General features: G+C 35.6%; 16 protein-coding genes. 9 read left to right on the plus strand and 7 right to left on the minus strand.

Annotated features, from left to right (window positions below; translation table 11 throughout):
• The first annotated feature begins 1 nt into the window (after window position 1).
• The 4 genes from lptC (at window position 2) to EL260_RS18975 (ending at window position 3,757) form a co-directional block, all read left to right on the plus strand.
• Window positions 2-592, plus strand: a complete 591-nt coding sequence (gene lptC, locus EL260_RS18960) for an LPS export ABC transporter periplasmic protein LptC (protein WP_123857060.1) — start codon at window positions 2-4, stop codon at window positions 590-592.
• Window positions 593-603: 11 nt separating this feature from the next.
• Window positions 604-1,647, plus strand: coding sequence for an anhydro-N-acetylmuramic acid kinase (locus EL260_RS18965; protein WP_123857061.1), 1,044 nt, complete (start codon window positions 604-606; stop codon window positions 1,645-1,647).
• Between the two features lie 117 nt (window positions 1,648-1,764).
• A complete protein-coding gene (locus EL260_RS18970) occupies window positions 1,765-2,631 on the plus strand; it encodes an AraC family transcriptional regulator (RefSeq protein ID WP_123857063.1) in 867 nt (288 codons plus the stop codon).
• Between the two features lie 70 nt (window positions 2,632-2,701).
• Window positions 2,702-3,757 (plus strand): hypothetical protein, encoded by a 1,056-nt coding sequence (locus EL260_RS18975; RefSeq protein WP_123857064.1) that lies wholly within the window; start codon window positions 2,702-2,704, stop codon window positions 3,755-3,757.
• Window positions 3,758-3,792: 35 nt separating this feature from the next.
• Here the strand turns inward: EL260_RS18975 and EL260_RS18980 are convergent, their stop codons facing one another.
• The 3 genes from EL260_RS18980 to EL260_RS18990 all read right to left on the minus strand — a co-directional run bounded on the left by EL260_RS18980 (window position 3,793) and on the right by EL260_RS18990 (window position 5,320).
• Window positions 3,793-4,182, minus strand: coding sequence for an SRPBCC family protein (locus EL260_RS18980; protein WP_123857066.1), 390 nt, complete (start codon window positions 4,180-4,182; stop codon window positions 3,793-3,795).
• A 209-nt stretch (window positions 4,183-4,391) separates the two neighbouring features.
• Entirely contained in the window at window positions 4,392-4,853 is a 462-nt protein-coding gene (locus tag EL260_RS18985) for a hypothetical protein (protein ID WP_123857068.1), read from the minus strand.
• An 11-nt stretch (window positions 4,854-4,864) separates the two neighbouring features.
• Window positions 4,865-5,320, minus strand: coding sequence for a type VI secretion system amidase effector protein Tae4 (locus EL260_RS18990; RefSeq protein ID WP_198418052.1), 456 nt, complete (start codon window positions 5,318-5,320; stop codon window positions 4,865-4,867).
• 290 nt (window positions 5,321-5,610) lie between these two features.
• Between EL260_RS18990 and EL260_RS18995 the strand changes: the two genes are divergently transcribed.
• Window positions 5,611-6,222: an NUDIX hydrolase gene (locus EL260_RS18995; protein WP_123857070.1), complete on the plus strand. Its 612-nt coding sequence runs from the start codon at window positions 5,611-5,613 to the stop codon at window positions 6,220-6,222.
• On the opposite strand, the gene EL260_RS19000 is transcribed toward EL260_RS18995, so the two are convergent.
• Entirely contained in the window at window positions 6,215-7,486 is a 1,272-nt protein-coding gene (locus EL260_RS19000) for a UDP-N-acetylmuramoyl-tripeptide--D-alanyl-D-alanine ligase (protein WP_123857072.1), read from the minus strand. The two genes, EL260_RS18995 and EL260_RS19000, sit on opposite strands and share 8 nt — an antisense overlap.
• A 144-nt stretch (window positions 7,487-7,630) precedes the next feature.
• Window positions 7,631-9,232 carry a gliding motility lipoprotein GldJ gene (gene gldJ / locus EL260_RS19005; protein ID WP_123857074.1) on the minus strand — a complete coding sequence of 534 codons (1,602 nt, stop codon included), beginning with the start codon at window positions 9,230-9,232 and terminating at the stop codon, window positions 7,631-7,633.
• A gap of 165 nt (window positions 9,233-9,397) precedes the next feature.
• Between gldJ and porU the strand changes: the two genes are divergently transcribed.
• From porU to EL260_RS19025, 4 genes are all read left to right on the plus strand, one after another.
• Window positions 9,398-13,294, plus strand: a complete 3,897-nt coding sequence (porU, locus tag EL260_RS19010; protein WP_123857076.1) for a type IX secretion system sortase PorU — start codon at window positions 9,398-9,400, stop codon at window positions 13,292-13,294.
• 59 nt (window positions 13,295-13,353) lie between these two features.
• On the plus strand, window positions 13,354-14,502 hold the full coding sequence (gene porV / locus EL260_RS19015) for a type IX secretion system outer membrane channel protein PorV (RefSeq protein WP_123857078.1): 1,149 nt from the start codon (window positions 13,354-13,356) through the stop codon (window positions 14,500-14,502).
• 246 nt (window positions 14,503-14,748) lie between these two features.
• Window positions 14,749-17,004: an FUSC family protein gene (locus tag EL260_RS19020; RefSeq protein ID WP_123857080.1), complete on the plus strand. Its 2,256-nt coding sequence runs from the start codon at window positions 14,749-14,751 to the stop codon at window positions 17,002-17,004.
• Between the two features lie 77 nt (window positions 17,005-17,081).
• Window positions 17,082-17,810, plus strand: coding sequence for a hypothetical protein (locus EL260_RS19025; protein ID WP_123857082.1), 729 nt, complete (start codon window positions 17,082-17,084; stop codon window positions 17,808-17,810).
• Here the strand turns inward: EL260_RS19025 and EL260_RS19030 are convergent.
• Together EL260_RS19030 and EL260_RS19035 are read right to left on the minus strand one after the other, a co-directional pair.
• On the minus strand, window positions 17,791-18,405 hold the full coding sequence (locus EL260_RS19030; RefSeq protein WP_123857083.1) for a 4'-phosphopantetheinyl transferase family protein: 615 nt from the start codon (window positions 18,403-18,405) through the stop codon (window positions 17,791-17,793). The genes EL260_RS19025 and EL260_RS19030 overlap by 20 nt on opposite strands.
• Window positions 18,406-18,598: 193 nt before the next feature.
• A complete protein-coding gene (locus tag EL260_RS19035) occupies window positions 18,599-19,117 on the minus strand; it encodes a HugZ family pyridoxamine 5'-phosphate oxidase (protein ID WP_123857085.1) in 519 nt (172 codons plus the stop codon).
• Window positions 19,118-19,123: the final 6 nt, after the last annotated feature.

Below are 19,123 nucleotides of genomic sequence, written 5' to 3' on the forward strand. Positions count from 1 at the left end.
AATGAATTTTTCAAAAAAAATAGTATATAAAAATATAGCATACCTTTTTAGTTGTGCTATATTTTTTATATTCACATCCTGTGAAGAGGATCTTACCAAAAAGAATGGGAATAACAGCAAAAATTTTCCTTCACAGGTCATTAACAATGCGAATATCATACAACGTGATTCCGGATTTGTAATTCTGAAAGCCAAAGCTCCTATCATTGAAAAATATGAGCTGATCGATAGTCCTTATACAGTAGCCAGAAAAGGCATTGATATTGAATTTTTCGATAAGAAAAAGCCCAAAATGCCGGGAACGATCAAAGCCAAATACGCTAAGTTTTTTGATTACAAAAAGTTTTACGAAGCGAAAGGCAATGTAAGAATTACGACCAACGAAGGTCAAAAATTTGCCATGCAGAGTGTGTATTGGGATCAGATCAAAAAAAGGATCTATACCAAGGATACGGTGTATGTAACAATGGAAGATGGTTCTACATTAGTTGGTGCTAATGGAATGACTGCTAAGGATGATTTTTCAGAATATACTTTCTATAATAATTCAGGAGACTTTAATTCTAAAAGGCTTTCTGAGAATAAAAAATAGCCTCTGTTACCATGAAAACGCTTGCCATAGGATTGATGTCCGGAACAAGTTTGGACGGTTTGGATATCTGTCTTGCTGAATTTGAAAAAAAGGACAAATGGCATTTTCAGATCCTGAAAGCTGAAACTCTACCCTATCCTACAGATTGGGAAAATAAACTCAGAAATTCCATTCATCTTTCGGTAACAGACCTGTTAGAACTGCATTCCGATTACGGATTTTATCTGGGACAAAAAGCTAAAGAATTTATTGAAAAGCATCAGCTTGAGGATATTGATCTGATCGCATCTCATGGCCATACAGTCTTCCATCAGCCTCAAAGAAAATTTACACTTCAGATTGGGGACGGCAGAGCTATTAAACTGGAAACAGGGATACCTGTACTTTATGATTTCAGAAGTCAGGATGTCTTAATGAAAGGAAATGGAGCTCCTTTAGTTCCTATAGGTGACAAACTTCTTTTTTCACAATATGACGCTTGTCTGAATCTGGGCGGATTCTCAAATATTTCTCTGACATCAGAAGGTAAAAGGATCGCCTTTGATATTGCTCCTGTCAACATTGTATTGAATCATCTGGCTCAACAACTGAATGAGAGCTTTGACGAAAATGGCAATCTGGCAAGAAAAGGAGGAGTAAATGAAGCATTACTACATCAACTTAATTCTTTAGGCTTTTATCAACAGGCTCATCCTAAGTCGCTGGGCATAGAATGGTGCCATCAATATATTTTTCCAGTGCTTGAACATATACCCCCTCTGGAAGCCTTGGCTACGTTTACTGAACATATTGCCCAACAAATCTCTAAGGTCATCAATGAAAATAACATAAAGGATATATTGATCACCGGAGGAGGTGCTTATAACACCCTTTTAATAGAGAAAATAAAAGCAAAAACAGAATCCAAGATCATTATTCCGGAAAAGGAAATTATAGAATATAAGGAAGCTTTAATCTTTGCGTTCATGGGAGTTTTAAAAATGAATAATGAAATCAATGTTCTGTCTTCCGCTACAGGAAGTATCGCTGACCATTGTTCAGGGATAATTGCTTAATCCAACCCTGTATTGACATCCTCCTAAACATATCAAACTGTGCCACCAATACTAGAGGTCGACTGAAAATTTGTATTTTTAACTCATCTCTAGAATGAGAAGAAATTGTAAAAAGAAATGGCACCAGTCGCAAAAATTAAAACGTATCATTTTCTCCCCTGTAAGTATGGCCAGGAGATCCTATTGGATATTGGACGTATTGAAACGCTAAATAATTACGTATTAGACAATACATTACATCAGCTTAGTTTTTACGAAATCATTTTTATTGAAGAGGGAGCAGGCAGCTTTACATTAGACGAAAATGAGATGCCAATAGCTCCACAAACTATTATCTTTACAAGCCCAGGCCAAGTACGTCGTTGGGAAATTAAAGAAAAAGTTAAGGGTTATACACTACTTTTTGAAAAAGATTTTCTTCATCTTTTCTTCTCGGATGAATTGTTCCTGTATCGTTTTCAATACTTTCATCAATATTCAAGCCCTACCCAAATGCAAATATCAGAGGGATCATTTGGAAAATGTCTGGATCTTTTATGTGGAATGGAACAGGAATTCGGACAGCTTCAGAATGACAGCAATCATTTGATCAGATCGCTTCTCTATCAGTTACTGGTCATTCTTAATCGATATTATGCAAATGTTTACAACGTTCAGAGAGACACTTCTATTCATTCTGATTTTTATAGATTCCGATCTTTATTGGAAAAGAAATTTGTAAATGACCGAAGTGTGGAAGCTTATTCAAAAATGTTGAATATCAGTTCGGGATTCCTTAATAAAATCTGCAGACAGTTTAGTGGATTATCAGCCCAGCAGATGATCCATTACAAGTTAATTTCAGAAATAAAAAAACAGCTATATCAAAACAAATCTGCTAAAGAGATTTCCTACGATTTTGGCTTTTCGGATCCTTCTAATTTCAATCGTTTCTTTAAAAAACTTACAGGCATCACTCCTCAACAATACAGAAAGAATATATAAATGACCTTTTTAAAGATAAAATGACCTTTTTATAAAGGGAGACTGTTCCTAATTTTACAAAAAAAGGAATATGATAAAATATACATTTACTTTTCTGTTGTTTGTAATGAGTATAACCTTATTAAAAGCAGAACAGTTATACATTAATCCTCAGACTGGCAATGATGCCAATGCAGGAACAAAAGCACAGCCATTAAAAACCATTCTGGAGGCCGCAAAACGGGTCAATGTGAACAAAGACCTGGAAGCAACCACCATTATCCTTTCAGAAGGTGTACACTTGTTGACTCAAACCGTTGTATTTACCAATGACAAGTATACTCTTAAAAACCGTCTTGTTATTCGCGCAGATGTTATGCCTGATGATACAGAATGGACTCCTCAAAAAATGCCGGTTGTAGTAACAGCTACTCCATTGGAACCCGGTATAGGAGGACAAGAAGCAAGAGGCATACAGCCAGAGGTTAGCCATGTAACGATTGAAGGGCTCCGCTTTAGTGGCAGTCCGGATTATTCTTATATAGATGGTACTAATCTACGCCGTTCCTACCCTATATGGCGTGACGGAAAAAACCTGGACGATCTGCTTGTAACACAATGTCTGTTTGCCGGAAATGTAGATGTATTACCATTGCATGTAGGCGTTATAGCAAATGGCTATGGACTGGCTATCGATCACTGTGTCTTCTTCAACTGTAAAATACCTGTTGTTTTTTGGAAAAATAATGGAGGAATCGGAAGCCGCAGTGCCATGCGTTATTCACTGGTATACGGTGGCTATTTCTGTGGTGTTTGGACAACACAAGGAACTAATGGAGACGAATTTGATTTTCACCACAACATAATTGCTAACACCAATACGGTATGGATCAGAGAAAAAGGCAGTAAACGCAAATACAAAGCTTCCAATAGCATCTTTGCCAACTATAGCAAACTGGCAGGTTATGGAAGCGGTCCGTTAAGCGACAGTGATGCAACTTCAACAGATTTTCTGGAAATGGAAAATGTACAGACTACTGGAAGTGTAACCATTGAGAAAGATCAGAGTAAACGCAATTATCTGCAATTAGCAGAAGGTTCGATGGGCTTAAATTTAAAAGCCGGACTTTTTAAAAAAAATCAGTAACAAAAAAACCTTCATTTCTGAAGGTTTTTTATGTATTATTTGTAGGCTTCGATTTTATCTGTCAATGTATTGATAAAGTTCTGCAATGGTTTTTCTACCATCATTTTGATGAACGGATTGAATTTCCCTTCAAACAACATCTGAACTTCTGTCTGATTCTCATTGATCGGGTTTAAAGTAGCAGTTAAAGTAAAATCTAAACTTGAGCTTGCTGATTTCAGTACTGCTTTCTGATCATCTACCTCATCTATTTTCAATGCAATTTCCGGCATCCCCTGTAGTCCGAATTTGAACCCGTTATCTCTCGTTTCAAATTTCTGAAGACCATCTGGCATGAAATCTTTGTAATTTTCAGGGGTTTTCAGTAATTCGGATAACTCCTTAGATGATTTATTGACAATAATTTTTCGTCCTTCTAAATTCATTTTTTATTTTGTATTTAAATTCTTATAAAGATAAGGTTCTTTACATTTATGATAACAACAAAATTATAAAAAAAATCTACAAAGACGTTATCCAAAGCATACTTTTGAAGGCAGAAGATTACTCTAGAAAAAAACTTACGGTACATGAAGCTTATATAAATATAATATTTTGAAATAAGAACAAAAATAATTTCTAAAAGAGCATCACCCTATTGATACTTATTTTTATAAAATCTATAAGCAAAGTCCTGATACACTATTTCATCGGCGCCTTCTTTTATATTATAAGGAGAATTCGTGGGAAAATAATCTTCATATATAATACTGTCTTTTTTAAAAAGAATACCCTGAACACCATTCTTACCTTGCATAATAATAGTTTTATCTACAGCAATATTAGGATAAGAAAAAGATAGAACCTTTCCATCTCTTTTCAAAAAATAACAAGGGGGCTTAATCTTTATTTTCCCTGAAACCTTATATTGATCTGAATAAATTTTTAATACTCCTACATCCGCACTATCCGCTAGTTCTAATAAAATATTGTTGACTAAAGTAGTATCCGTAAGTATGCTCCTGCTATCAGATTTTGTTAATGAATTTTTTTTTGACTCCTTTGAACAAGAAAAGGCAAACAACAATACAATTATTATATATACTATTTTTTTCATAATACAATCATTTAAATAAGAACCCAAAACCATATTTCCTTTCCTTTTTCAAAATAGTCAGGCATTCCTGCTTTCATTTCTATCCCATTCCATAAATCAATATGATCTACCCCACCAAGCCATCCATCCATAATAAATACAAGACCTTTATGTTTAAAACTTTTACTATTCATATTGGGGAATTTTTTTCTTGAAAGTTTTATTGTATTTCCGAAGACTTCAGGATGTTTATCAACCCAATTAGCTAATTCCTGAGCTCTTAAAATATGTTTAAATCCATTCTCATGTTTTTCCCAACATTTAACTCCGGCAAATGATGTTAAATCTACCCCTGATTCCTCAAATGCTACGCTCATTCGAATTGCACATTGATTTTCGTGCTTTGATCTATCACAAGGAAAGCCCCCTTTGCCAGGATGTTTTTTCCATAACTGTTCAAATCGTACCATCTCGAAATAATTTTTCATTTAAATTAATAAATATTTTTTTAATCTCTATCACGGGAATATTTGATTAGTAAAATCTATATTAATGAAGACATCTCCACTCAGGATAACTCTCCCTAAGAAAGAATACCATTTTAACCCAAACAATTGTTCACACAAGAAAATAAAGAATCTCAAATGGTTTATTTTATAGCTATAATTTGATATATTTGCGTATAAGTTGTGGTAAAAAGCGCGGTAAAAACAACTGGATTTCCCATCTTTTTAAGCCACTACCCTCTAAGGATCAATACTAACTATAACTATCTGAGATGTATAAAGTTTTTGTGAACGAAAAAAAATTATTGATATCTAAGCATCCCGAAGAACTTGAAAAAAAGCTTGGGTATGAAAGTTTCACTACTTTAGAGATCGCATTGGATCTTTTAGAGAATACTTCTGTAAATGAACTTAACGTTTATGGTGAGAATATTGATGAAATCTGGCAAGAATTCCAAAAGCTATTCAGAATTATAGAAGCAGCCGGAGGGCTTGTTATTAAACCTGGGGGCGAAATGCTCTTCATTAGAAGGTTAGGTAAATGGGATCTTCCAAAAGGGAAAATGGAAAAAGGAGAATCCAGAGAAGAGTCTGCCGTAAGAGAAATTGAAGAAGAGACTGGTTTAAGGGATGTAGAACTTATACAGTTCATTAATACCACTTATCATATCTATATTGAAAGAAACGGTGAAAAAATCCTAAAATGTACCCATTGGTTCGAAATGAATTTCAATGGCGAAGATACTTCGAAACCACAAATAGAAGAAGGGATTACTGAAGTTGCCTGGAAAAACATCTCTCAGATTGAAGATGAAGTTTTCCCAAGCACATTTCAGAATATTAAGCTTATTGTAAAAGAATTCTGGGCTTTAAAGTCTAAATAAAATCAATTACTTTTTCCAAGGCTATTCCTCTTGATCCTTTCAATAGGATATTCTCTGACTGAATTTTATTTTCATGTAAATATTCTATCAGTTCAGTAGTGTTTTCAAAAGCAAGATCTGATGAGCTCACTGCTTTAAAATGTTTTCCAACGGTAATAATGGCATCAAATCCAAGTATTTTGGCTAATTCCAGGATATTTTGGTGCTCTTTTTCACTTTCAGTACCCAATTCCAGCATGTCACCAATGATAATTGTTTTGCGACCTTCAAAAGTGATAAAGTTACGCAATGAAGCTGTCATTGAGCTTGGATTGGCATTATAAGTATCCAGTACTAATGTTCTGTTTTCTTTTTTCACGACCTGCGAACGCATATTCGTGGGAGTATACTGCTCTACAGCATATTTGATTTTGTCAAAGCTAATTCCAAAGTGAAGACCAAGACTTGCAGCAGCACAAAGATTGGTAAAATTATATGCTCCGGTCAGCTTAGATACAGCCTGTTCTCCCTGATAAGTTAATCCTATAAAATGATCTTCTGAGAAAGCTTCAAAATTATAATCAGACTCTACTTTTCCAAAAGTTATCTTAGGTGAATAGTTTTCTGTTTTTTCAACCTGAATAGGATCATTTTGATTAACAATAATGGTCTGATGATTCTCTTTAAGGTAATCATAAAGCTCAGATTTTCCTTTAATCACCCCTTCAAAACCACCGAATCCTTCCAGATGTGCTTTGCCAAAATTAGTAATATACCCGAAATCTGGTTGTGAAATAGTACAAAGAAGTTCTATTTCTTTCTGATGGTTAGCTCCCATTTCAATCACGGCTATTTCGTGCTCAGGTCTAATGGAAAGAATCGTCAGTGGAACTCCGATGTGATTATTAAGATTTCCATAGGTATACTGAACCTTAAACTTTTCCGAAAGAACGGCATGAATAAGCTCCTTTGTAGTTGTTTTCCCATTACTCCCTGTAAGGCCTATAAAAGGAATGGTAAGTTTGCTTCTATGATAGATAGCCAATTGCTGTAAAAATTCAAGAGTAGACGGAACATAGAAAATATTCTTATCCTTATTTTCAAATTCAGGCCTTTCAACAATTACAGCTAAAGCACCCTCTTCTATGGCTTTTTCGGCCAACGTTGCTGCATTAAAGTTATCACCAGTAAAGGCAAAAAAGATGTCATTTCTGGTTATTTTTCGGCTATCGATCGTTACTTTGTCGGCCTGTAAAAATAAAGGATAAAACTGTTCTATATTCATGTGGAAATATATATTTTTTCAAATAGTAATCGCTACATCTGTATCAGTATTTTTGATTTTTTTTAGTGAAGCGATTTCATCGTTCAAAAATAAAAAACCTTCCGAAAATCCGGAAGGTTTTTTAAAAGTATTTTTTGATAAATATTATCTTCTAGTTCTGCTCTTATCATTAGTTCTGGCATCCTGTGCAACACGGAAACCAATCCAACCATAAGCTTTACCTTGATTTTTATATCTTCTCTGCCCCGGATCAAGCCAGTAAGCAGTGTCTTGCCAAGAACCTCCTTTTACTACTCTAACGTCGTTAGAAATTCCGGATGTTCTGTCTTTAGAATCTTTCTGCATTTTAACTCTACCGTTTGCATCTACAATAAAGCTCTTTCTAGGAGCGTTGTACATATCAAATCCTGCAGCTGAATCAGATTCTCTTCTGTATTCTAAAGAAGATTGTTTATCACCATCTCTATAGTTTCTGTAATCAGCAATCGTTTCTCTTTCGAATTGTCCAGGAAGCCCTTTGTATACTAATCTACCATCAGCTAGGGTATCATACTTAATGTTACCTTCATCAACCATTTTATAAGTTCCGTCACCGTTTCTTACAATAGCTTGAGGCATATTTCCTCTGTAGTAGTTGAAATCGTTGTAATCTTCATCAATGATAGGTCTGTAAACATCAGCAGTCCATTCTGCAACGTTACCATACATACCATAGATTCCAAGATCGTTAGACGGATATTGTCTTACGTCTGAAGTCTGTGCAGATCCATCGTTTTTCCATCCAGCGATACCAGAATAATCTCCTTTACCCATTTTAAAGTTTTCAAGGAACATTCCTCTTTCTTTTCCTTTGGTACCTCTTAATCTTTCGATCTCAGGTTTCTTACCAAGGTATTGGTTATATTCTCTGTTTTTCGCCATTCCTAAAGCTGCATATTCCCATTCAACTTCTGTAGGAAGTCTGAATTTTTGAACCATTGCACCATTAGGAGCTCTGTTTGCTGCCAGCAATCTTTGGTTGGTAGTTTTCATACCAGCTTTCTGCTGCATTCTTTTTTCGTTGATATACCCTTGCATTTCAGGATCATTCGCTTTGAATTTATCCATGTTAAATGCTGTTCCACCTTGGTTATTGGATTCGTTGATATACATATCCTTAGCAATAATACCTGCCTGCATCAAAGCTTTTTCATTAGCTCTGTCTGTCAACCATTCACAGTATCTGTTTGCCTGTGTCCATGAAACACCTACCACCGGATAGTAGTCGAATTCCGGAGAACGCAGATAGGTTTCATTATAATCGTTTCTAGATAATTTGTTGTCCCATAATAAGGTATCCGGTAAAGCTCCGTTATAGATTTCCTTAAAGCTTGGGTCACTTGGTGGGAATACATACTTCAACCATGTAAGGTATTCGCGGTATTCATAGTTAGTAATTTCTGTTTCTCCGATAAAGAATGAACTCACCTGCATTCTGCGTGGTGTGTTATTCCAATCGTGCATAACATCATCTTTCACTAATCCCATTGTAAAAGTTCCACCTTCTACATATACCATTCCCGGCCAACCCTTCTGCTTCTGTTGCTTTCCTGCAAAAAACCAACCCTGTTTTTCGTTTGGCTTCCAACCTGTTTTACTGACAAATTTTTTGGTACCGCCACCTTTGCTGGTCCCTGATCCGCCACAGCTGGTTAATGCAAGTGTAGAACTTAATGCTATTAATGAAAACAACTTTAGTTTTTTCATAGTCGATATAAATATTTTCAAGAGTACAAAGAAAAAATAAATTATTCAATAAATCAAATAAAGATTTGATTTTTTTGAACAACGATAACAAATTAATTTTATTGTATTACAATTTAATTCTAAAATTTTCATTTATTTTGTAATTTAGCAATTTCAATAATAAACATGAAACGAAAAGTCACGCTTTTATCTTTAATCGCTTTTGCATCAACACTTTACGCCCAAAGAAACACTATAGAATGGAATGGTTCCAAAATTCAGGACTTTGGTGACATAAAATTAAATCTTCCAAATTTTAAAAATGAAGGTTTTTCTTTTAACCAAAATAACGTTTTTATAGTAACAAAGCAAAAAATCGGAGAAAAGGAGCTAAAAGTTTCTGACCTTGCCTGGGATGGAGTTTCCAACCAAGATTTATTTGAATTAGACAAAGGAGGACTTCCTGAACGAGATATTGCAGAAGTTACCTATTATACATTAGATGGTGAAAGGTATGCCAGCATCAGTGTAGGTTTGTTCAAAAAAACAAAAGGAGGTATTCAAAGATTGTCTTCGTTTAATGTTTCCGAAGCTTCTACTCCCATTAATACTTTTGGAAGTGTTAATAAAATAGGAACTACCGGTAACCCTCTCGCCAGTGGAAACTTTTACAAAATAAAGGTTGACAAATCAGGAGTTTTTAAAATTACAGCCCAATTTTTAAGAGATAACGGAATTAATCCCGCTTCTGTAAATCCAAAGAACCTGAGAATTTATGGAAATGGAGGAATTATGCTGCCTGAGTTCAATCAGGACCCTAGATATAATTCTTTACAGGAAAACGCCATTCAGGTAGTGGGTGAAGATGATGGAGTGTGGAATGATAATGACTATGCTTTATTCTATGCACAAGGTCCCAATGGATACAACCTTTATGACAACAGTAATGGACAGGGGTTTAAAAGAAAAGAGACAAGATCAGATACCAGCAATAATCTCAAGAATATATATGATGACTTTTCCTATTATTATATCAATTTTGACAAAGGTGCAGGAAAAAGAGTTGCAACCATAGACGGAAATTTACCCGCTCAAATGATTACCAGGTATGATAACTACCAGGTCATCAACAATGATCAGAATAATGTATTGAAAGTAGGAAGAATATGGGTAGAAGACCCTCCCTTTACTACAGAAAAGACCATCACTCTTACCACAAATTCTCCTATACAGCCTACAGATATTATAAAATACAGATCGCAGGTAATAGGATACAGGTCTCAAAAGAATTCTATTGATATTAAAATCAATGGTGTAAACCCTTTCCATGATAGTGTTCCTACTGATGAACCAACCTATTCGTATATTTTCTATCCTATAAGATATAGCGGAAGTATTACCAATCAGACAGGAAACCAAATTACCTTGAAATACAACCCGGATATTTCTACAAACCCTAACGGGACCTTCTACTTTGACTACCTTGAAGTACAATACAAAGAGAATCTTGCATTCAATGGTTCTCAGATGAGCTTCAGAGACTATTCTATTGTAAGTGGAAGTAATACGGATTATGGATTCAGTATTTCTAACGCGTCTGGTTTGGAGCAGGTATGGGACGTGACTGATATCACGAATGCTAACAGAAGAGTGAATAAGGCTGGAGCTGGCTCTTTCAATTTTGCCTATACTGCTGCTGATCAGAATTTCAACAATGAATTTGTAGCTTTCCGTGCTGATGCGGCTTTTAGTCCTCAGTTTGTAGGAAGAATTGCCAATCAGAACCTTTCTGCCATCAGTAATATAGATTACCTGATCCTTACTGTACCTGAATTGATGGGACAGGCACAAAGACTGGCGAACTATCATCAGACAAAAAACAATTACAAGGTAGAAATTGTAGATGTTAATAAGGTTTATGAAGAATTTGGAAACGGAAGTAAAGATCTTACAGCAGTAAGAGATTTTGTCACCAAATTAAATACTCCGGAAGGAAGACTTAAGTATGTATTTATTCTTGGAGATGCTTCTTATGATTATAAGAATAGAATTTCCAATAACAGCAATATTGTCTCAGCTTATCAAAGTGAACATTCTTCAGATTACGTACAGTCCTTCGTTACAGATGACTATATTGTAATGACCCAGCCTCAGACTGCAACTAGTATAATATACAATCTACCGAACCTTCCTGTAGGAAGAATTCCGGCAGCTAATAATACAGAGGCAGCCAATATGATTGATAAAACCCTGGCCTATTACAATGCACTTCCAGGTCAATCCAGCCCTTTTGGTGATTGGAGAATGAGACTTGATTTTGTGGTGGATGATAATGAGGAAGGTGGCGGACCTTTCCATAATGTGATGAATAGTGCATTGGCAAATGTATTTGAACAACCTGGGGTACAGACCCTAAAAGAATATAATGTAAAAAAACTGTATCAGGACGCTTTTACTGTACAAAGTACCGCTGGAGGACCGAGATATCCGCAGGTAAATCAGGCTATCTCTAACAGCATAGGAAATAGTTTATATCTGTTCTATTTTGGACATGGAGGAATTAATGGCTGGGCTCAGGAAAGAGTATTAACAAGTACTGAGATTCAAAATTCTAATAATTTTTCTAATGTATACAGTAGGTTCCCGTTCGTATCTACTATAACCTGTGAATTTACATTATGGGATGAACCTGGCACCAATTCTGCCGGAGAACAGTTTATAAAACTTAAGCAAGGAGGTCCTGCTACCATGATTACTTCCAGCCGTGCTATTGGAATTGATTATGGACGTGACTTTACTGATATTTTTACCCGAAATATTTTTAAATTAACAAATGATGACTTTAATACGTTAGGCTATGCTCATTTAAATGCAAAAAAAGAAAAGGGTGTAAATGCTAATCATTTAAGAGTAAATGTACTGGGTGATCCTGCTATGAAACTGAGCAGACCTCAAAGATTATTAGTCATTGATAATATTGAAACTCCTGTTCCCGGATTAGTCAGAGGACTGGATTTTGTTAAAATAAAAGGTCATATCAATAGTCCTAACGGAACTCTGAACACGACCTTCAACGGAAGAGTTTCTATTAACATCTTCGATAAAAGACTGAATAAGAAGACACTGAATAACAATAACTGGCCATACCCTGTATTAAATTACACAGAAGAAGGAAGTGCTATTGTCAAAGCTTCCGGAATAGCAGTAAACGGTGTGTTCACTGCAGAATTCTATGTTCCTAAAGATATCAACTATACTGTTGGTGAAGGGAGAATATTAGGATATGCTGATAATAAGGTAACCGATGTATTCAATAATCAGGCGATTCAGGTAGGAGATATCAACCCGAACGGAATCAATGATAACCAGCCACCAAAAGTAAAACTGTATATGAATAACACCAACTTTGCAGATGGTGGAATTACCAATCAGAACCCAATGCTTCTGGCTTGTCTTACTGATGATACAGGAATAAACTCTACAGGCTCCGGTGTGGGTCATGATATTACGGTATATCTAGATGGTCAGGTTATCAATACTGTTATCCTGAATGATTTTTACGCTGCAGGAGAAGGAAACGGATGTTTAAATCCAGGCCTTGCTGAATATCAAAAAGGAAATGTAAGCTACCCTTTCAGAAATCTGCCTGTTGGGCAGCATCAATTAACATTTAAAGTTTGGGATATAAACAATAATTCAACAACTACTACGTTAAATTTTGAGGTTAAAGATGAAGCTGACCAGCATCTGACAATCAACCGCCCGCTAAACTGGCCGAATCCGTTCACCAATAAAACATATATTCAGTTTGAACACAATTGTGATGACATCCTGGATGTGAATGTACAGATTTATACCATAACAGGTAGATTGGTAAGAACTTTATCTCAGCCGGTCGTTGCAGAACCTTTCCTACAGGGCTTTAGAACCCCTCGTCAGGCCATAGAATGGGATGGAAGAGATGATTTTGGGTCTACCGTTGCAAAAGGTACATATATTTTTAAGATATTTGCAAAAAGTCAAAACCAAGAAAAATGCAAAGGAAGTGCCACAGCTGTAGAAAAAATGGTACTTTTGAAATAATTAAGTAATACATAGACAATAAAAATTATAAAAAACTGATAATATATAAAAGACAACATATGAATTTAACTACTAAACTGCTTTTAGGACTTGGGTTAAGTGCTGGTTTTCTAGGCTATTCACAAATAAACCCAGTACTAACCGGAGCTCCCTTCCTGAGAATTGCGCCAGACGCAAGAGCGGGAGGTATGGGAGATCAAGGGGTGGTAACCTCTCCTGATGCATTCTCACAATTCTGGAATGCAGCTAAATATCCTTTTAGCAGAACAAGTTCTTCCATAGGTCTTACCTATACACCCTATATGGGAAAACTTACCAATGATGTATTCTTATTATACGGAGCATTTCATAAATTTCTTGGGCAGGATGAAAGATCTACCATTTCCGCGAGTATCTATTACTTCAATATGGGAGAAGTAGACCTTACTCAATTAGTAGGTAATGATGTTACTTCAAATGGGGTATCAAAGCCTAATGAATTTTCCATTGATGTAGCTTATGGTTTGAAACTTTCTGACTCCTACTCCATGGCTGTAACGGGTAGATTTATCCGCTCAGACTTAGCCGGAGGATTCAATACAGATAATACACTAAAAGCAGCAAACTCTTTTGCTGTAGATATTTCAGCATACTATACTTCTGAAAGATTTTCAAGTTTTGGAGGATATGATGGTAAATTAAATGCCGGTTTGGCAATACAAAACCTGGGTCCAAAGTTAGACTATACAGGAAATGAAGAATCAAGATCTTATCTTCCAACAATGGCAAGATTAGGGATTGGGTATGATATGTATATGGATGACCTGAACAGAATCGGGATTTCATTCGAAGGTTCAAAACTTTTGGTACCGGGATCCGAATATGTAGGAGTAGATGCCTACAGAAGACCTAAATATGAAATTCCAAATGTAGGTCCAATTGCCGGCATCGGAAAATCATTCAAAAACCCAAACAGTATCATGTATAGTGGTGCATTAGAATATTCCTATGACAATGCTTTCTCAGTAAGAGGAGGTTACTTCCATGAAAGTGAAGAACAGGGAGCAAGACAGTTCGCTACTGCAGGTATCGGATTGAAATACCGTTCTTTCGGATTAGATCTTTCTTATCTGATCAATATGTCTAAAGTGAATACAGCATTGGATAACACTCTTCGTTTCGGGCTTACCTGGAACATTGGTGAAGAAACATCCAATAACGATCGTTAATCTATTCAACAAGCATACAAAGCCTCATCCATTTTGAATGAGGCTTTTTTTATTTAATTAACTCCTATTATCAATCTGCCGCATTTGGTAATTTCTATCACTCATCAACTGGCCATTCAATTTGTGAAGCAAAAATTGATCATTCGTAATACCTTCATTTTCTTTATTAAAAAAATATAACATTTAAGTTTACAAAAGTCTATCCTTTATGACCATTCTTTTAAATTCAATAGCTATTTTTGTAGTATGAACTATTCGGCGGAGCTAAAAAAATTTGTAACCAGTCAATATCTGTATTCTGCTATCAGAATTACATTAGCCACTGTTCTCCCATGTTTAGTTCTTGCTCACTTTGGAATTTTAAAAGAATACTTCCTCTTCCCTCTCGGAACCAGCTTTGTAGCCCTTACCGATCAACCCGGACCTTTTATCAGAAGAAGAAATGCACTGGCATTTGCCATTTGCTGTTTTGTTTTTGTGGCATTGATTGCCAGTCTGGTGATGAATTTTAAAATTTTGGTATTATTGGAGATTATAGTCTTCGGGATGTTCTTCTCTTTAATTGGGGTATATGGCCAGCGACTTGCGGCAGTGGGCTCATTATCACTGGTAGTACTTGCCATCTTTATTGACGGACACCTTACAGGAGCAAATATTTTTAAAAGCCTCCTCATTTTTGCCTGTGGATGTATTTGGTTTTTGTTGATATTCCTTATCGTAACTACCATTCGTCCCTATAAATTGGCAAGCCAGATGATTGGCGAAAATTACCTTCAATTGGCTGAATTTTTAAAGATCAAAGCCAATTATTATCAGAAAAATCCTGATTTTGATAAACTTACCATTCAGGTTATAGCTAAACAGATTGAAATAAAAAACCTTCAGGAAGACACCAGAGAAACTGTTTTTAAAACAAGAACTATCGTTAATGAATCTACAACGACGAGTCGTCTATTGATGCTGATGTTTCTTAATTCGATGGACCTTCATGAAAAGCTGATGACTTCCGAAAGTGATTATCAAAAGCTGCAGCAAAGCTTTGAAGATAGCATGATCCTTGTTAATATTCATGATTATCTTAATCTGTTAGCTGAAGAGATCACCAATATCGGAATTGCTCTCCAAAGCGGGACACGGGCAAAACCAATGTTTAACCTTGAACTTGAATTAAAAAATCTTAACTATAATTATTTCGAACTTAGAAATAAGCAGCTCTCTCCTGACAGTCTGGAAAACTTCATGGTTCTGCGTCAGATCCTGATGCGTATCAACGAAATCACCAAGGAGATTAATGAGATTTACAAAGTATTTTCACAGGACGTAAAACTGGCAAAAAGTCTATCCACAGGGTTAGACTTAAAGAAGTTCATGCCTAATGAACCCAAACTAAACTCTAAGGTTTTAAGGAACAATATTTCATTATCATCATCCCAATTCCGCCATGCAATAAGAATTACAACAGCCCTGCTGGTTGGATATCTTTTTTCTATGTTTGATTTTCTTGGCTTGGGGCATACCTATTGGATATTAATTACCATTACAGCTATTCTAAAACCAGCTTACTCCATCACCAAACAAAGAAACCTCCTCCGTCTCTACGGAACTGTTACGGGAGCAACAATTGCCTATATCATATTACATTTTATACATATCAACAGTGTCTTGCTCGCCATTCTGCTAATCAGTATGATTATGTGTTTCAGTTTTCTGAAAGGAAGGTATTTTTGGGCAGTACTATTTATGACCATCTATGTTTTCCTAAGTTTTAATTTTTTAAACCCCGGAAAAGTAAATATCATTTTCAAAGACAGAGTTGTAGATACTGCCATTGCCGGGATTATAGCATTTGCAGTTTCATATATTGTATTGCCTGTCTGGGAACACACGCAAAATCTGGATCTTATGAAAAAATCCGCAGCAGATAACCTTATCTATTTCCAGAGTGTAATGTCTAAATTTCTGAAGGGAGATTTTGACCTTGAAGATTATAAAGTAAAGCGAAAAAATGCTATCATTTCATTAGCCAATCTTTCTGATAATTTCCAGAGAATGATTTCTGATCCTAAAAATCAGCAGAAAAAACTGGAAGTGGTTCATCAGTTTGTAGCCACCTCACATCTTGTTACAGCGTATACCGCTTCTTTGTCCCAATACTCTAAAAGCAACGAGCAATATCCTGAAATAGATGCAGAAAGCTGGAGCAGAAAAATTGAAGCAGAAATGCAGCAAACCTCAACGTTACTTAATGGAGATGATATTACTGAAGCTCTTAGAATGGAAAGCCGTCTGGAACCGGAAGATTCTTCCATTGAAGACATGCTGTTGAAGAGAAAGACAGAAATTGAGGAAAATGAAATTATTGACCGAAGAGATCCTGATAAAATTTCGCATCTAACAGAGCTTAAAAATATTCATGATATTCTGGAACTGATCTATGATGTTGCAAAAGAGCAGAGAAAAGTTATTGAGAAATACAAAGCTGAAAAAGTAGAGGAATCCTAACATTGTATGTTTTAGGTTTCTTGTCTTAGGGCAACCTGATTTTTAACGAATTGTAATATCTTAGTTAAAAATCAACCATGGAAAGTCTGCCCCTTACTATTTCATTATTTTTCGGAATCATCACCCTGGCCACATTGCTCCTATTTTGCTGGGCGGTCAAAAATTCTGATTCGGAGAGGATAAGATCCAGAACAGGAATGATCTTCCTTATCTTAATCTGCTGGCTGATGATTCAAGCAGCTTTATCTTTGAATGGTATCTATAATAACGATTTAAATTCACTCCCACCAAAAATTCTACTATTGGGAATACTTCCTCCGATTTTGGGTATTATACTTATTTTTAATCTTGAAAAAGGGAAACTCTTTATCGATAGTCTGTCACTGTTACATATTACTTACCTTAATATAATAAGGATCTTTGTTGAAATAATTCTGCATAAGTTATTCCTCTATAAAATGGTGCCAGAACTCATTACATTTAAAGGGATTAACTTTGATATTCTGGTAGGTATTTCGGCTCCATTTATTGCTTACTATGGAATCAGGATGTCAAAGATAGGCAGAAACATGGTATTATGCTGGAATATTGCAGGTCTTGCATTGCTGTTCAATATAGTAACAATTGCTTTTCTCTCAGCGCCCTCACCATTACAGAAAATCGCATTTAACCAGCCTAACGTTGCCATACTGTACTTTCCATTCAGCTGGCTTCCTACATTTATTGTTCCTATTGTTCTTTTTGGGCATTTGGTTTCGATACGGCAACTCTTAAAGCAGAAACCTGTTACTCCTCCACAATCGTAAAACAATAGTCATCAAAAAATTCCACTCTGGCTTTAAATTCATCTGAAAACTTTTCGTCATATACACGGCAGCTGATTTTATGAAGGTGTTTCAACTCAAAAGGTTTTACTTCATAATTTTTTTTCAATGACCAATATTTAGAATGATGGATCTTATACATACTTTCCTTTACGCTCCAGATAATAGTGTAAAAAGTATCGGCTTTATCTTCAGGAATAAACCCTCTTTCATTTTCATAGGTGAATTTATCAATCACTCTTAAAATTTTGGGATTGAATTTTTCAACATCTATTCCTATTTTATTGTTAGAAATAGCAATAGCTGCAAACGGGAAAGAATGGGTGATGGAGATTTCTGCATCCTTGGGAGAAAGAAAAGGTTCTCTTTCATTGTATAGAATTTTGGAGCCAGGTTTTAATCCTTTCAGAAGCTTACGGACCATCAATACTTCTAAGAGTTTTTTAGGATGGTAATCCTTTACTTTTTCAGCATTTTCCGGTTCCAGAAGTTCGTTGATATCAAGTTCTTCACTTTCATCGTACTTCCAAACTAAAATCGTGGCATTATCATCTGAAAAATCTCGGTAAAGGGGCATTCTTTTTTTATTCGGTAAAAATAGTGAAAAGAAGCGGAAAGAGAAAATAGGGTAAAGATGGAAGATGGGAGCCGGAAGATGGAAGTAAGCAGGGTTGATAAAACGAACGTCAACTTATTTAGAAAATCCCTAAAAAGCAGAATTTTAATTAGTTTAACAACTATAACCTCCCTCTTCCAGCTTCCCTTCTTATTTATTTAGACTGATGATTCACATCATTTCTGTGTTCTAGAATTTCCAGATTGGCATCCACAAAGTAAGCACTTCCGAATCCGTTCACATAAGAACCTTTTGTTGGATGTAAAGCAATTAGAATAAAATCACCCATTCCAGAAATGACATCCACTACTTTCCCATGAGTTTCTTTTAATTTTGCCACTACACTATTCCATGTTTCTGAATCTCTTTCAATCTGGGAAGTGCTAGCTTCTATTGTTAAACGCTCTCTTGCATATATCTGTTTGGTAGCAGATTCATCTTCGATAAACATGATTGAGGTTTTTCTTCCTTCAGAAAGATTTTTAGTATGTTTTGCCATAAAGGAAACCAGAATATAAAACGTATTATCAACCTGAACAAACGGTGAATAACTTGAATTAGGAGTTCCTTCTGCGTCAACAGTAGCAAGAATTACACTTTTCGATCTTTCAATGAGCTCCTTTACTTTAGGAGCTACAGGCTTTGCCTTTTTCTCTGTATGGGTAGTATTCATAATATA

The sequence above is a fragment of the Chryseobacterium nakagawai genome (genome assembly GCF_900637665.1).
GTDB lineage: Bacteria > Bacteroidota > Bacteroidia > Flavobacteriales > Weeksellaceae > Chryseobacterium > Chryseobacterium nakagawai.

What these genes read in the sequence shown, in the direction of transcription:
- lptC (WP_123857060.1), top strand. Translation starts at nt 2, where the DNA reads ATGAATTTTTCAAAAAAAATAGTATATAAAAATATAGCATACCTTTTT.
- EL260_RS18965 (WP_123857061.1), top strand. Translation starts at nt 604, where the DNA reads ATGAAAACGCTTGCCATAGGATTGATGTCCGGAACAAGTTTGGACGGT.
- EL260_RS18970 (WP_123857063.1), top strand. Translation starts at nt 1,765, where the DNA reads ATGGCACCAGTCGCAAAAATTAAAACGTATCATTTTCTCCCCTGTAAG.
- EL260_RS18975 (WP_123857064.1), top strand. Translation starts at nt 2,702, where the DNA reads ATGATAAAATATACATTTACTTTTCTGTTGTTTGTAATGAGTATAACC.
- EL260_RS18980 (WP_123857066.1), bottom strand. Translation starts at nt 4,182, where the DNA reads ATGAATTTAGAAGGACGAAAAATTATTGTCAATAAATCATCTAAGGAG.
- EL260_RS18985 (WP_123857068.1), bottom strand. Translation starts at nt 4,853, where the DNA reads ATGAAAAAAATAGTATATATAATAATTGTATTGTTGTTTGCCTTTTCT.
- EL260_RS18990 (WP_198418052.1), bottom strand. Translation starts at nt 5,320, where the DNA reads ATGAAAAATTATTTCGAGATGGTACGATTTGAACAGTTATGGAAAAAA.
- EL260_RS18995 (WP_123857070.1), top strand. Translation starts at nt 5,611, where the DNA reads ATGTATAAAGTTTTTGTGAACGAAAAAAAATTATTGATATCTAAGCAT.
- EL260_RS19000 (WP_123857072.1), bottom strand. Translation starts at nt 7,486, where the DNA reads ATGAATATAGAACAGTTTTATCCTTTATTTTTACAGGCCGACAAAGTA.
- gldJ (WP_123857074.1), bottom strand. Translation starts at nt 9,232, where the DNA reads ATGAAAAAACTAAAGTTGTTTTCATTAATAGCATTAAGTTCTACACTT.
- porU (WP_123857076.1), top strand. Translation starts at nt 9,398, where the DNA reads ATGAAACGAAAAGTCACGCTTTTATCTTTAATCGCTTTTGCATCAACA.
- porV (WP_123857078.1), top strand. Translation starts at nt 13,354, where the DNA reads ATGAATTTAACTACTAAACTGCTTTTAGGACTTGGGTTAAGTGCTGGT.
- EL260_RS19020 (WP_123857080.1), top strand. Translation starts at nt 14,749, where the DNA reads ATGAACTATTCGGCGGAGCTAAAAAAATTTGTAACCAGTCAATATCTG.
- EL260_RS19025 (WP_123857082.1), top strand. Translation starts at nt 17,082, where the DNA reads ATGGAAAGTCTGCCCCTTACTATTTCATTATTTTTCGGAATCATCACC.
- EL260_RS19030 (WP_123857083.1), bottom strand. Translation starts at nt 18,405, where the DNA reads ATGCCCCTTTACCGAGATTTTTCAGATGATAATGCCACGATTTTAGTT.
- EL260_RS19035 (WP_123857085.1), bottom strand. Translation starts at nt 19,117, where the DNA reads ATGAATACTACCCATACAGAGAAAAAGGCAAAGCCTGTAGCTCCTAAA.